This window comes from Limnospira sp. PMC 1279.21 (assembly GCF_032349615.1).
Classification (GTDB): Bacteria; Cyanobacteriota; Cyanobacteriia; order Cyanobacteriales; family Microcoleaceae; genus Limnospira; species Limnospira fusiformis.
Genome location: NZ_JARPLU010000133.1, coordinates 1 through 14,098, shown reverse-complemented (window position 1 = coordinate 14,098; position 14,098 = coordinate 1). Strand labels below are relative to the sequence as shown.

The following is a 14,098-nucleotide window of genomic DNA, read 5'->3' as shown; positions in this document are numbered from 1 at the left end:
GTAATTAATGACCGGGTGGGGCGGGTTTATTCATCTTCTGGTCGGGAAATGTAATTGACAGCAGAACCCGCCCCTACAATTGTTAATTATCAATTAAAAATTCTTGAATAATTTTAAGGTAATTTGTAGGGTCTTCTAACATGGGGAAATGGGCAGTATTTGGTAAAATATTAAGCTGAACGTTAGGATTGAGAGTAGCCGCTTGTTTAGCCATTTCCATAGGGATAATTTGGTCATATTCCCCAGCTACCAAGAGGGTAGGAACTGTTAACTTTTTAAATTCTTCGGGAAACCATTGGGTAGCTTCTTTGCTAACGGATGTTAAAACAGTACCATAGGCGGCGGCAAAATCTGCTAATAAGAAATCCTCTAAAAATTCTCGGCTGACCTGACTAGGTAGGGGATGATGCAGAAATCTCGCCATAAATATTTGATGAATTAAAGGCAGTTTTGCCATCCATTTAGGGCGAAACATGACTACATAGCGACTGAATTTATGGAAAGTAGTAAAAGATTGTTCATCATATTCAAAAATGCCACTACAGGTTAAGATAGCCCGAACTACCATGGACGGATAAAGATTCATAAAAATGGCAGCCACGGAAGCCCCCATAGAGTGAGCGTTAATATAGACTTTGGGAATATTTAAAGCCTGTAAAAGGGCGGCTAAATCCTGAGCATATTCGGTTAATTCATAACCTCGATCGCTATCATTTACAGCCGGGCGATTAGACCGACCAAAACCGCGCATATCATAAAGTAAACAATGAAAGCGATCGCCCAAAGCCATAGCGGTACTTTCCCAATAGCGACCCGACCCACCCCAACCATGAATAAACACCATAACCGGCTTAGAAGTTTCCCCATGGTAGGGAGTTCCCACCCATTGATAATAGTGTTCTACGCCATTAATGGTAATATAAGAACTATCGGGCTGCTGAGTTAAACTAATCATCAAGCTATCAATTTGGTAATTTGCCAAGTTTTTTTAATATAGCAAATATTGCCTCAGATGCCATCATAGGAGAAGCTGTTTTTAAGCCAACTAACCCAGTTTCCAGCCACCAGCCCCAGGTCTGGTGAGGAAATCGCCATAAGTCCAAATGTTCTACAGGCGGGTCAGCATAGAAACCACCATCACCCGCACCTAATAGCCCAGAACTCCAGTGAGTAAAGCGATCGTGACTGATACGGTAAAAGGGAAAATTCCCGACCCGACCAACACCCCAACCATCGATCGCAATTAATCCCCTCACCTGACCCCCTGATTGTTGCCATCTGTAAGCGCCTACCATAGCAGCCACCACACCCGCACTAAAACCAATAAATATCAATGGTGTGCTATGGCGCGCGCCAAGATTAGCCTGTAAAAACTCCCCCAGGGCTCGCGGTGAGAGAGGGGAAGATAGATCAGCCGGAAACACCAACAGCCCATTATCCCCCCAGTCTACTCCCAATCTATCCAAAAACTGAGCCGTAAAATGGGGCGGGTGAAATCCTGGACAGATAACAGTAGTTATAGTTGTTGAATTGTCAATTTCCGTAGACAAAACAATTAAACCCCTCAGCACCTCAGAAATTAATTATCAATATATATTAACCGTCTGGGGTGATTTATGCTAATCAAGCAGATTTCAGGTGCATGATATGACCAAACTATTAGTAGTGGCAACCGGAAACCCTGGTAAGTTAAATGAAATGCAGGCTTATCTAGGTGGTATCGATGTCAAATTGCAGCTTAAGCCGGATAATTTGGAGGTTGAAGAGACCGGAAAGACATTTTTGGAGAATGCCTGCCTAAAAGCCAGTGAAGTGGCAAAGGCGACGGGAGAATGGGCGATCGCAGATGATTCAGGACTAGCCGTAGATGCCCTAGGGGGAATGCCAGGAGTATATTCAGCCCGGTATGCGTCCACCGATAGCGATCGCATTAGTAAATTACTCAAAGAACTGGAAACCGCGGCCGACCGTAGCGCTCAATTTATTTGTGCGATCGCCATATCTCGTCCTGATGGTTCTATTGTCCAACAAGTCCAAGGAATATGTCCAGGAGTGATTGCCCAAACCCCCCAAGGTCAAGGAGGCTTTGGCTACGACCCCATTTTTTATGTTCCTGAGCAGCAAATGACCTTTGCCGAAATGTCTCCAGAACTCAAGCGAAAAATCTCCCACCGAGGAAAAGCCTTTGACCTATTACTTCCCCAACTGAGTGCCCTTCTCAAGGGATAGTCAACCCGGCCACTGATCGACATAGCGATCGTCTCAAGGCGTGGATAAGAAACTCCCACCACTACTTCCCCAGGTGGGAGAGGCTTCATGGCGGGGAATAATCGCGGAAAGCGTTTAAATTGCTTCTAGGTTCTTTTCTCCTGTGCGGATACGAATAATTTGCTCAACTGGAGAGACAAATATTTTACCGTCTCCAATTTCACCTGTACGAGAGGCCGATACGATTTTCTCTACAACCATATCAACGTGCTCATCTTCGACCACAATTTCCACCTTGAGTTTTTGTAGGAACTCAACTGTATATTCCGAACCCCGATAACGCTCAGTCTGACCCTTCTGGCGGCCAAACCCGCGAACTTCCGAAACTGTCATTCCAACAATGCCAGCATTGACCAGGGCAATCTTGACTTCATCAAGTTTAAATGGCCGAATAATGGCTTCTATCTTTTTCAAGGTTTTCACTCCTAACGCTTACTGTTTGACAATCCTACACTTGGCAGTTGGGTTTACTGCCTGCTGATCAGGTCTTCCAGGCAATCGGTCGAACTTTGTTTGAGATCAGCTCACCAGCTATCTAAGATACTACCAGTTCGATGCAAATCTCCCCAGGGAGTAGACATTCGACCCCGATTTATTCAGCCATACATAGCCCAAACCATTTGATATCACTATCAAAGCCCCGCAATTGGTAAATCGTGATACAATTGCAGGAAAGCCTCGACCCCCTAACCCTATCGGAGCCAACCGTTAGGCTTAATAGTGGTGGCTGAACAATGTAAAATCTTGTTAAAACCCTAACCGTCCAGTCCCCTTAAACAAAATCCTTATCTAAAATAGAGGTTTTAACTCAACAATATAGTTAAATTAGAGGAGCGATCGTGCAACTTCAAACTAAAATTGCTGCCAAGCGTGCAACAGGTGCGTTTGCGCTCATTGATAGTCTTAAACGTCATGGCGTACAGCACATTTTTGGCTATCCTGGTGGAGCCATTCTCCCCATTTATGATGAACTGTATCGAGCCGAAGCCGAGGGCGATATACAGCATATCCTAGTTCGCCATGAACAGGGGGCATCCCACGCGGCGGATGGGTATGCCAGAGCTACCGGACGAGTGGGAGTGTGCTTTGGTACATCAGGACCAGGAGCCACTAACCTAGTGACTGGCATTGCCACCGCCCACATGGACTCTATACCAATGGTAATCATTACCGGACAGGTAGCGCGCCCCGCCATTGGTACGGATGCCTTCCAGGAAACAGATATTTTCGGCATTACCCTACCGATAGTCAAACATTCCTATGTGGTTCGTGAACCGGGTGACATGGCTCGCATTGTCGCAGAAGCCTTCCATATTGCCAGCACAGGCCGTCCCGGTCCGGTACTCATAGACGTTCCCAAAGACGTAGGTTTGGAAGAATTTGACTATATTCCCGTTAATCCAGGAGAGGTTTCTCTACCTGGCTATCGTCCCACGGTTAAAGGCAATGTTCGCCAAATCAACCAAGCCATTAAACTTATAGAAGAAGCAGAACGTCCCCTGATGTATGTCGGTGGTGGGGCGATTTCGGCCGGAGCCCATGCAGAAATTGCGGAATTGGCAGAGCTTTTTCAGATTCCGGTAACTACCACATTAATGGGGAAAGGATCTTTTGATGAAAAGCATCCCCTATCTGTGGGAATGTTGGGGATGCACGGAACAGCCTATGCTAACTTTGCTGTTAGTGAATGTGATTTGCTCATAGCTGTCGGGGCTAGGTTTGACGATCGCGTTACCGGGAAACTTGATGAATTTGCATCTAGGGCGAAGGTGATTCATATTGACATTGACCCGGCGGAAGTTGGTAAAAACCGGACCCCGGAAGTGCCAATTGTCGGAGATGTTCGCCAGGTGTTGATAGACCTGTTGCGCCGCTGCCGAGAAATTGGAGATGTCGGGAACGATAATCAAACTCAATCGTGGTTAGAGCGGATTAACCGTTGGCGGGAAGATTATCCTCTGGTGGTTCCCTCTTATTCTGATAGCCTCTCTCCCCAAGAGGTGATCGCAGAATTAGGAAAAATGGCACCGGATGCGTACTATACCACGGATGTGGGTCAGCACCAAATGTGGGCGGCTCAATTTTTGAAAAATGGCCCCCGTCAGTGGATATCTAGCGCTGGGTTAGGAACTATGGGCTATGGTATCCCGTCGGCTATGGGAGCTAAAGTGGCTTTGAGCGATCGCGAGGTGATTTGTATTGCTGGGGATGCCAGTGTGCAAATGAACATCCAAGAACTCGGAACCATAGCACAATATGGCATAAATGTCAAGACCGTAATTATTAATAACGGTTGGCAAGGTATGGTCCGCCAGTGGCAACAAGCCTTTTATGGTGAGCGTTATTCGGCTTCTAACATGGAAATCGGAATGCCAGATTTTGAAATGTTAGCACGTTCTTATGGCGTAAAAGGCATGGTCGTTAAGAGTCGTGACGAATTACACCAAGCACTAGCAGAAATGTTGGCTTATGAGGGTCCTGTGCTGATGGATGTTCATGTTACCAAGGATGAAAATTGTTATCCTATGGTAGCACCAGGAAGGAGTAATGCTCAGATGATAGGATTACCTGAACGCCGCCAGTTAGAAAAAGCGGTTGAGTTAATCTATTGCAGTAATTGTGGCGCGAAAAATGTCGCGAGTAACAATTTCTGTCCTGAGTGTGGCACTAAACTATAAACACTCCTCTATCACCTGTCAGACATCAGCAATGATTCGGTGGTGCTTTGATTAGTCGATAAGTAGAGACAGGGTTGGTCTTGTCTCTACTGTGTCAATTCTCGATGAGGGGTTATGCTGACACCTAGCAGTCAAATTAATAGGGAGAAGCGGTTAACCTCCCGTCGGAATAGAAAATCAGATGGTCAGCCAAATCTGGATTTTTTAAGAGTAGCTGATATTGGGTGGGTGCAAACTTAATCACTTCGTAATCAAGAGTTTTTAAGGAATTTTTCGGCCAGGGTAAAAAGGAAGTTTCCGGGTTAGACAAGTTGAATTGATAAATCTCTGGGGTATCTTGTCTAATTAAAATTGTATCGTCCAATTCCCGTAAATTATGGTGCATGACTGTCTGAATGTTATTGGTGGTAAATTGTACCCTTTCAAAGGGTCCGTCACCGGGTTCGCGATTAAATGCGATCGCATATTTTTCACCTCCCCCAAATAGATACAAACCCTGTATTAAACCGGTCCGATAAATATAAGCACCCCGATAATTATCAGGAATAGCAGTAATAATAGCGGGGAGATTAGGGTGATCTTGTAACATTCCCAAAAGAATATTTTGAGAAATGGAACCAGCCACCCGCCAATTTTGGTTCAAAGATTGAACAGTTAACCCAAAAATCAACAGTAAAATTGAGGAAACCACCAAAATCAGCCGGATATTCATACACAAACACGCTAGGACTACGGCTAGATAAATTGACGCAAACCCAGAACCGAAATAGAGGTATCTTTCCCCTTGGGTATCTGTAATTGACACAAACACATTAATAGCAGGTAAAACCGCGACAAAAAAACTACCTGCTAAAAACAGCAGTAAAGGCGGGATACTTGGGTCGGGAGTGCGGCTTTTAAACAGTAAAGAAGTACAAGCCAAGGACAGGAGAACAATTAGCCAAAAAATCGATAACCACAGACTAAAACTAGAGTTAAAAATAGGGGGAAGAAAAGTTCTCGTTGGGTAGATAATCAAATTTTGGGCAATATGACCGAAATCAAACCTTAAATGAATATCCTCGCCGTATCCCCCTACCAGTGTACCAATTTTGATAACTCTCCAGATAAAATAAACCGCCAAAACTGCCAAATATGGAATAATTAAGCCTAGTCTTTTTTTCCACAATTTACCATCTTGTTTATGGGTAAAATAATGGTAAATTTCAAACAAAATAATCAACCCAGGAAAGGTGACGAGAGATTCCTTGGATAACACTGCCATAAAAAATAGGAGCAGGGATAATATATAAGGATATTTATATCGGGAATTTCTGCCGATTAAATAAGCGATAAAAGCGACAAACCCAAAAAAGCTAGAGATGACATCTGTGCGCGCGGAAATCCAGGAAACTGCTTCGGTGTGACTAGGAAGTAGTAAAAATACAAACCCGGAAATATAGGGTAAAACTATTTTATAGTGGCGACGAATGGGAAAATTCCGAACTAATAAACTAGCAATCCAACCTACTGCTAAAGCATTGCTGAGATGGAATCCCAAATTAGTTAAATGATAACCGAGGGGATAATTCCCCCAAATTTGATAATCTAGGAAACTGATTAAACTCAGAACCGGACGAAAAAACAAGGATTGACCATGTTGTTGATTGACCCACAATCCCCAAGGGCCGACCTGTTGAAAGATGGCAATTAAAACTAAATCATCTGACAGAAAAAATGAGTTAATAATAGGATAATAACAAACTATTCCGGCTAGAGCGATAATCACAACTAATATAGCCGGATAAATAATCAGCGATCGCCCTTGATTAATTTTGAACATTAAACTTAACTTTTCCCCAAATGATGAATTGAATATGCTCTCAGTATCAGTCTCGACCCCAGAGGCTGTCAAGGGATTGAGAATAACATAAAATCCTATCAATCCTATCAGTTGACCCTTAAATCTAGGAACCAAATAACCCCTAACTACGTCTAGCTAGGTCATGGCCATAATGATTAGCTGAGTGCTAATGAAAGGCGATCGCAAAACTTAAAATATCCTGATACGCTCCCAGACATCAACTCAAGACTTGAATTGTAGATCAAGGTTCCTCAGTTCCGGACGTGCTATCCTCCTCTGTGAGTGTGTGAACATCGAGAGGAGTGAAAAACATGGTATCAACACCAGTCCCTTCCCAGAACATCAAACTATCCCGCCCAGTAGCAAATGCAGTCAACCCCGCCAAAACCCGTCCCGCATTTGGGGGGGAACTTCCTAGCAGTCCCCTATTTGGTACAGACGGCATTCGCGGGCGAGTCGGAGAACTTCTCAACGCGCCACTGGCGCTACAGGTAGGCTTTTGGGCCGGACAAATTCTCCGCCAGCAACAGGAAAATCTAGGGCCAGTCATCCTGGCACAAGATACCCGGATTTCGGGTAATATGTTAGCGATGGCCTTATCATCGGGGTTAACGGCAGCCGGACTAGAAGTATGGAATTTAGGAGTTTGTCCTACTCCGGGAGTAGCCTACCTCACCCAAACCTGTAAAGCTATGGGCGGGGTGATGATATCCGCCAGCCACAACCCCCCAGAAGATAACGGAATCAAATTTTTTGGCGCAGACGGCACAAAACTCTCCAGCGACCTCCAGAAGCAAATAGAAGCAGCCCTACGCGGGGCGGAAGCGTTCCCGGTTTATTCTGAGTCGTGTGGACAACATTACTACAGACCGGAATTAATCCAGAATTATGCTGATTCGCTATATGGTCCCCTGCTACCAACTACTAACCTACAGGGAATGCGGGTTGTGTTGGATCTGGCTTGGGGTGCGGCGGTAAATATTGCCCCCCAAGTATTTAGAGAAATGGGGGCGGAAGTAATTTGTTTACATGAGTCTCCCGACGGTCACAAAATTAATGTTAACTGTGGGTCTACGCACCTGGACCTACTCCGCCAAGCGGTTGTAGAACATCAAGCGGATTTAGGATTTGCTTTTGATGGGGACGCAGATCGGGTGTTAGCGGTCGATAGCCAGGGTCGTACCGTTGACGGGGACTATATCCTATACTTCTGGGGTCAGACCCTCAGAAACGCGGAGCAACTGCCCCAGGATTTGATTATTTCTACGGTTATGGCAAACTTGGGATTTGAGAGAGCCTGGGAAAAACTGGGAGGAAAAATGATCCGCACCCCGGTGGGAGATCAGCACGTCCACAGCGAAATGAAGCGCACGGGATCTATGTTGGGGGGTGAACAGTCGGGCCATATCCTTTGTCATCACTACAGCATCACAGGAGATGGTCTACTGACAGCATTACACCTAGCAGCTTTAGTGAAGCGATCGCAAAAATCGCTCAACCAACTGGTGGATGATAGTTTCCTCACCTATCCTCAACTGTTACGAAATGTCAGAGTTGAGAACCCGGACAGCCGCCGTAATTGGAAAAACTGCGAACCTCTACAAAATGCGATCGCTAATGCTGAAGCTGATATGGGGGATCAAGGTCGCATACTGGTGCGCGCTTCTGGTACTGAACCGCTGATCAGAGTTATGGTAGAAGCGGCTAACCCTAATCTGGTGCAATATTGGTGCGATCGCTTAGTGGGAGTGGTGCAACAATACTTAATTGCCTAATCTCTCCTCATGATGGGGATAACAGGGCGGATCAGATTCGGCAGTCCCCTAGTTGTTGGTATATAATTTGGATTAGCGTGACCAACCAAGGCGGTTTTTAGTCGGGGAGCAAGTTACAAATGCCTAGTTACTGCCCAACTTAGAATTGAACCCAAAATGGCATCTAAGACTAAATCTAAAAAAAAGAAGTCCCGGAAAAAAAACTCCAAACAACAGCAGAAAAAGCCGACCCTAACTAAAGCCCAACTTAAAGCTAAACAGCGCCAGTTTGCTAAAGACGTTAAAGCTGTTCTAGGCACTGTAATTCCCACTCTAATTGTTGGTGCGATCGTTGGGGTGGCTCTGTTTTTCGTCAAAGATGAAAAACTCGCCATTGCTGGTGGTGGTGGCATATTAGTCTTGGTTCTGTGCTATAAATACCCCCGCCATGGTCTGTGGGGTTTCCTAATCTATATGCCCTTCTCTGGAACTATTACTTACTGGATTGGGGGCGGAAATGTCATATTTCAGCTTGCCAAAGATGGCTTTTATTTTCCAGCCTTAGCTTCTATGTATAAAGACTGGAAAAGTAAAGGACTCCCTATCATTATTCCCAAGGCTATTAAACAACCTTTGCTCATTCTTTTGGGTTTTTGTATTCTCACCATCATTTGTGTGAATGGCTTGCAACAACTTGACCCCAGACCGGGCGATAAACCCATAGCTATGGGAATTTTGGGTTTAAAGGTATTTATGGGTTATATTCCACTAATGACCTGTGCCTACTACCACATTAGAGACAAAAAAGATTTGCTGTTTCTCACTCGCCTGACTCTAATACTGGCAATTATCTGTTGCCTTTTGGGGATGGTACAATACCAATTTCTTGCTAGTGGTCGCTGTCAAGGAACTGACCATCTGACAGGGGATGATCTGTTTCAAGCAACCATCGAGTATAAGTGTTTCGTAGGCGGTTCTTTAGTTTTTAGCCCCTCCCAAAATATGATCCGACTTCCGGGAACCTTTGTCGCTCCTTGGCAGTGGGCTTGGTTTTTAATTGCTAACGCATTTTTTACCTTTGCTACAGCCTTTAGTGATCCATCAGGGAAATGGCGTATAACCGGATTAATTGGCATGGCATTAGTATTTGTTAATGCTGTGATTTCTGGACAGCGTATTGCCTTAGCATTAGTGCCAGTCGTGACAATTATTCTACTGGTTCTCACTGGACAAATTGCTAATCTAAAGCGCTTTATTCCTATTGCTGGAGGTCTCGGATTACTTTTGAGTATAGTCATGATTACTAACCCAGAAGTAATTCAGGAAAGAGTTGATAGTTTTGTCAGTCGATGGAATGCTTCCCCCCCCACTGGCTTTATTTCTGACCAGTTTGATCACAGCAGTGGTGGACAACAGGGAATCTTTGGTAATGGTCTAGGACGGGCGACTAACTCGGCTCGTGTTTTTGGCAGAACTCGATTGATTGAAACTTACTATCCTAAACTCATTTATGAAATTGGACCTCTAGGGACTATCGCCTTTCTATTTTTTGTAACTGTGATTACTTTCACAGCTTTTAAAACTTACCGTTCCGTTAAAGACAAAAGTATCCGCAGTTTTGGGGCTTCTTTCTGGGTGTTTGTTTTGGTGATTAGTTACAACACCTATTATTATCCCCTCGATGTTGACCCGGTAGCGGTTTATTATTGGTACTTTGCTGGGGTTATCTATAAATTACCAGAAATTGATAAGCAAGAAATTAAACGACTCATAGAAGAAGGAGAATTAGATGAAGATGAAATCTAATATATAACAATCTTTTGATGAAAAACTTATCAAAAACTGGCAAGCATGATTAATAAATGCCTGGGAACACAGCCACAATTATTCCCCAAACACCTGGTGGTCTAGTTGGGTGTCTCCTGGTCTCTCAATTAGCTTTTTTGCCACAGTTAGGATAAACTATATTTATGGTATAGCACGGGTGAGCTGTTGATTAACTACGGCTTATTTAAGCCGTGGGAATATGCAATATCAATCATTAACCTTTACCCTCGACCTAATTAGCAAACAACAGGCAATTGATAGCCATGAAAATTATTGTCGCTAGTCACACTTATATTGTTGACCTCAACCGGGAGAAACTGCGGGTTTTAGCTAACCTTGAACCTGGTATTGAGGTGATCGTGGTTGTACCTCGTCTTTGGAACCCTGGCGGTGTCCAAAGTGAGCGGGTTAAATCTGAACCTGTGGATGAGGGGAATTTTCAGGTGGTTCCTATATCTAACCTCAGTCAAAATAACCAAGGTTTGCTCACTTTTGGTCTGGATCTAATTCCTCTGTTACAATCGTTTAAGCCTGATATTATCCAAGTAGAACAAGGGGCAAAAGCCTTAACATTTGCTGAATTTATTACTCTGAATAAACTGCTAGGAATAGGCGCTAAAAATGTGTTTTTTACCTGGTGGAATTTACCATATACTCTCAAATTTCCCGTGTCGCTACTGGAACAATATAACCTAGGTAACACTGATGGTATTATTGTAGGAAACCAGGATGGGGCGGAAATTTTGCGCGACCATGGATATCAAGGACCGATGGAGGTGATGCCCCAATTAGGAGTCGATGAAACCCTATTTAAACCGGAACCCCAACCAGAATTAAGGGCGGAACTAGGCATTGAACCCGATACGTTTGTGGTAGGGTTCGTTGGTCGGTTTGTGGAAGAAAAAGGACTCATCACCCTAGCTAAAGCATTAGCTCAGGTTAAACATCACCCTTGGAAATGGTTACTACTAGGGCGGGGAGAGTTGCGATCGCCACTTTTAGACCTAGCCCAAGAATTAGGCATTCAAGATAGGCTAATTATCGTTGAAAGTGTTGCCCATGACCGGGTTTGGCAATATATCAACGTCATGAATACCCTAGTTTTACCCTCAGAAACTACCTACAAATTTAAAACCCTAACTTCCGTGGGTTGGAAAGAACAATTTGGCCACGTTCTCATCGAAGCTATGGCTTGCCAAGTTCCCCTAATTGGTTCAGACTCTGGGGAAATTCCCTATGTAATTGACCAAGCTGGGTTAGTCTTCCCCGAAGGGAACCCCGAAGCCCTAGCCGACTGCCTCGAAAAGTTAATCAGTAACCCAGACCTTGCCCAAGAGCTAGGTCAACGGGGATATGAGCGCGCCCAGTCCTGCTACACTAACCACGCCCTAGCCAAGCAACAGCTAGAATTCTATAAACAACTTTAACTCCAGGAAAATGCAGTATTTGCCAAGGACACAGGTTCCGCCATAGAAATTGGTAGTCTAAAATACCGATTTCTCTACAGTTACCCCTAATATTAGAAAGCGATCGCATTATGAAACCACCACTGGCAGCCCCAAATCCTTTCCGCGCTCTCAAGATTACTGACCAAAGCACTAACCAGACCATAAACTAGCCAAAGGCATATCTGAATGATTGTTTCAAGTTTATATTTAAGCTGCTGGGAATCAAATATTCACACTCAGAATATGTGGTCAAAGCCTGAGTGAGCAACTGCCAATAAACTGTGTACGGGAGTTTATGGAGAATAACTTGAAAATTCGTGATGCACTCGAAAACGATTTACCCCAAATTATCGAAATTTACAATTTAGCCGTTCCCCAAAAAATCGCCACGGCTGACCTAGAGCCAATTTCCGTTGAGAGTCGGTTAGGCTGGTATCGGGAATGTCAGTCAGCCCAACGTCCCCTATGGGTGGTGGAAATTGGCGATCGCATAATTGGATGGTTGAGCTTTCAAGCCTTTAAGAAGCGAGCCGCCTATGATGCCAGTGCTGAACTGAGTATCTACATCCACACCGACTATCAGGGACAGGGAATTGGCAAAAAACTACTCTATCAAGCCATAGAAGAAGGGCCAAAGTTTGGCTGTGAAACTCTACTGGCTCTAATTTTTGCCCATAACCAACCCAGCCTGAAACTCTTTGACAGTTTTGGCTTTCAACAATGGGGTTATCTCCCACAGATAGCTGTCATTGATGGAGTCAAACGGGATTTAGTGATTATGGGGCTGCACTTGTGTTGAGCCATGTTGAGCCAGAATATCCCGTAAGTGACCAACCACTTGCTCAGGCTGTTCGATCATGGCTAAATGTCCACAATTAGCAAGTTCAATCACATTTTGATAGCCACTGCGAAACAGATGATGAAAACTAGCCAGGTGGCGAACATATTGAGGTTCCATGATCTGATCGCACATTCCTGCCAAAAAATACACAGGCTGCTGTAATTGAGCCACCACTTGGGGGAGGCGATGCACTTCTGTCTCCGTAGTCGAATCCAATAAAGCACCTAAGGCCGCCTCTGGGTCCGCCATCACAAAATCAATTAATCGCTGGCGGCCCCATTCCCTAGAAACCGGACTAGCGACTTGCGCCCTGGTAAACAGCAAATCAATTAGAGGTAGGCAACAAAGCCATCGCGGACGAAACTTGACAATTTGTTCCCCTGTGACTCGGAAACGCTCAAATTCCTCTTTTAGGTAAATACCACCACCAGCATTCACGCAAACCACCCCCGCAATGCGATCACTCAATTGCTGTGCCGCTAATAGTGCGATCGTCCCCCCTAAAGAATGTCCCACAAGCCAAGCCTTAGAGATATTTAACTCCTCGAGTAATATCCCTAAATCCTGAGCATAAGAAGCCGGAGCATAGTCACAAGAATATGGATGGCGACTGGCTAACTGAGAATCGCCAAACCCTCGCAAGTCATAGCATAAGCACTGATACTGAGGTTTTAGGCGATCGATTACAGGTTGCCAATACCGACGACTCAGCAGCCAGCCATGAATAAATACAACAACATTGGACCCATCTATTGGCTCCGTCAGATCATAGGCGTGTCCAACGCTGTGGATTTTAATAGTTGCCATAGATAACATCCTACTCTGAATCCGTCACCAGCTAAAAACTTGCGTACTAAGCAGATGATTCCCCTATAATTGACATAATTAGGGGTCGAGAGAGATGTCACCATCTCCCCCTCCCATTCAGAACCGCACGTGAGAGTTTCCCCTCATACGGCTCCTAGTCTGATTGTTCCATTGTTATGGACACAGCGTTGGCGTTATCTAACGCCGTCTTATCATCGTGGCAGTGGCGGTGCAGTAGCTGAAGATTCTTGTATTCATCCTTTCCACCGTGGCTTCGAGCTACAATGTGGTCTACTTCAACTAGGTCTGATGGGGTAAAGTATTGCCCACACCAGGTACACCTGCCTTTTTGCTTTTTGAGTAGTTTGGCTACCTTTGCTGGCGTGTCGATTGCTTGTCCTTTTCTGGTTGCCCAGTAAGTCCAATTTCCGTCATAAAGTGTTGCTTCGGGGCGCACTAGGGTATGTCTGACAATCGGCGTGTAGTTATGTTTCCACAACTGATGACCGTCCTCGGTTTGGAATAACCAAGTTTCATGCCTTTCTTTCCCATTACTGAGCTTGACCGTTCCGGGTCTAAAGTATAGCACAAGACAGAACACTTAGGACGTATAATGGAGAGGACGAGATGAC

11 protein-coding genes and 1 pseudogene are annotated in these 14,098 nt (G+C 44.7%); 6 read left to right on the top strand and 6 right to left on the bottom strand.

The annotated features are described in order from the left end of the window. Nucleotides 1-82: 82 nt before the first annotated feature. Entirely contained in the window at nucleotides 83-955 is an 873-nt protein-coding gene (locus tag P5683_RS17970; protein WP_315640774.1) for an alpha/beta hydrolase, read from the bottom strand. A gap of 7 nt (nucleotides 956-962) precedes the next feature. Next, a complete protein-coding gene (locus tag P5683_RS17965) occupies nucleotides 963-1,550 on the bottom strand; it encodes a hypothetical protein (protein ID WP_223064657.1) in 588 nt (195 codons plus the stop codon). A 97-nt stretch (nucleotides 1,551-1,647) separates the two neighbouring features. Here P5683_RS17965 and rdgB point away from each other — a divergent pair, with 97 nt between their 5' ends. Further along, nucleotides 1,648-2,229 (top strand): RdgB/HAM1 family non-canonical purine NTP pyrophosphatase, encoded by a 582-nt coding sequence (gene rdgB, locus P5683_RS17960; protein WP_006668525.1) that lies wholly within the window; start codon nucleotides 1,648-1,650, stop codon nucleotides 2,227-2,229. Nucleotides 2,230-2,343: 114 nt separating this feature from the next. Here the strand turns inward: rdgB and P5683_RS17955 are convergent, their stop codons facing one another. Continuing rightward, nucleotides 2,344-2,682: a P-II family nitrogen regulator gene (locus P5683_RS17955; RefSeq protein ID WP_006616905.1), complete on the bottom strand. Its 339-nt coding sequence runs from the start codon at nucleotides 2,680-2,682 to the stop codon at nucleotides 2,344-2,346. Nucleotides 2,683-3,107: 425 nt separating this feature from the next. Between P5683_RS17955 and ilvB the strand changes: the two genes are divergently transcribed. Further along, nucleotides 3,108-4,946 carry a biosynthetic-type acetolactate synthase large subunit gene (gene ilvB, locus P5683_RS17950; protein ID WP_006668524.1) on the top strand — a complete coding sequence of 613 codons (1,839 nt, stop codon included), beginning with the start codon at nucleotides 3,108-3,110 and terminating at the stop codon, nucleotides 4,944-4,946. Between the two features lie 136 nt (nucleotides 4,947-5,082). Here ilvB and P5683_RS17945 read toward each other — a convergent pair whose 3' ends face one another. After that, nucleotides 5,083-6,768 (bottom strand): hypothetical protein, encoded by a 1,686-nt coding sequence (locus P5683_RS17945; protein ID WP_035759187.1) that lies wholly within the window; start codon nucleotides 6,766-6,768, stop codon nucleotides 5,083-5,085. A gap of 332 nt (nucleotides 6,769-7,100) precedes the next feature. On the opposite strand from P5683_RS17945, the gene glmM reads away from it, so the two are divergent. The 4 genes from glmM to P5683_RS17925 all read left to right on the top strand — a co-directional run bounded on the left by glmM (nucleotide 7,101) and on the right by P5683_RS17925 (nucleotide 12,617). Beyond that, complete coding sequence (gene glmM / locus P5683_RS17940) at nucleotides 7,101-8,564, top strand: phosphoglucosamine mutase (RefSeq protein WP_006668522.1); 1,464 nt, start codon at nucleotides 7,101-7,103, stop codon at nucleotides 8,562-8,564. Between the two features lie 156 nt (nucleotides 8,565-8,720). Continuing rightward, nucleotides 8,721-10,349 (top strand): hormogonium polysaccharide biosynthesis protein HpsL, encoded by a 1,629-nt coding sequence (gene hpsL, locus P5683_RS17935; RefSeq protein WP_006623754.1) that lies wholly within the window; start codon nucleotides 8,721-8,723, stop codon nucleotides 10,347-10,349. 284 nt (nucleotides 10,350-10,633) lie between these two features. After that, nucleotides 10,634-11,797 carry a hormogonium polysaccharide biosynthesis glycosyltransferase HpsO gene (hpsO, locus tag P5683_RS17930; RefSeq protein ID WP_315640772.1) on the top strand — a complete coding sequence of 388 codons (1,164 nt, stop codon included), beginning with the start codon at nucleotides 10,634-10,636 and terminating at the stop codon, nucleotides 11,795-11,797. A gap of 316 nt (nucleotides 11,798-12,113) precedes the next feature. Beyond that, entirely contained in the window at nucleotides 12,114-12,617 is a 504-nt protein-coding gene (locus P5683_RS17925) for a GNAT family N-acetyltransferase (protein WP_006623756.1), read from the top strand. On the opposite strand, the gene P5683_RS17920 is transcribed toward P5683_RS17925, so the two are convergent. Together P5683_RS17920 and P5683_RS17915 are read right to left on the bottom strand one after the other, a co-directional pair. Continuing rightward, nucleotides 12,588-13,475: an alpha/beta fold hydrolase gene (locus P5683_RS17920; protein WP_006623757.1), complete on the bottom strand. Its 888-nt coding sequence runs from the start codon at nucleotides 13,473-13,475 to the stop codon at nucleotides 12,588-12,590. The two genes, P5683_RS17925 and P5683_RS17920, sit on opposite strands and share 30 nt — an antisense overlap. A 145-nt stretch (nucleotides 13,476-13,620) precedes the next feature. Next, a pseudogene (locus tag P5683_RS17915) lies at nucleotides 13,621-14,049 on the bottom strand (HNH endonuclease); the annotation flags it as partial. Nucleotides 14,050-14,098 lie beyond the last annotated feature (49 nt).

What these genes read in the sequence shown, in the direction of transcription:
- P5683_RS17970 (WP_315640774.1), bottom strand. Translation starts at nt 955, where the DNA reads ATGATTAGTTTAACTCAGCAGCCCGATAGTTCTTATATTACCATTAAT.
- rdgB (WP_006668525.1), top strand. Translation starts at nt 1,648, where the DNA reads ATGACCAAACTATTAGTAGTGGCAACCGGAAACCCTGGTAAGTTAAAT.
- P5683_RS17945 (WP_035759187.1), bottom strand. Translation starts at nt 6,768, where the DNA reads ATGTTCAAAATTAATCAAGGGCGATCGCTGATTATTTATCCGGCTATA.
- glmM (WP_006668522.1), top strand. Translation starts at nt 7,101, where the DNA reads ATGGTATCAACACCAGTCCCTTCCCAGAACATCAAACTATCCCGCCCA.
- hpsL (WP_006623754.1), top strand. Translation starts at nt 8,721, where the DNA reads ATGGCATCTAAGACTAAATCTAAAAAAAAGAAGTCCCGGAAAAAAAAC.
- hpsO (WP_315640772.1), top strand. Translation starts at nt 10,634, where the DNA reads ATGAAAATTATTGTCGCTAGTCACACTTATATTGTTGACCTCAACCGG.
- P5683_RS17925 (WP_006623756.1), top strand. Translation starts at nt 12,114, where the DNA reads ATGGAGAATAACTTGAAAATTCGTGATGCACTCGAAAACGATTTACCC.
- P5683_RS17920 (WP_006623757.1), bottom strand. Translation starts at nt 13,475, where the DNA reads ATGTTATCTATGGCAACTATTAAAATCCACAGCGTTGGACACGCCTAT.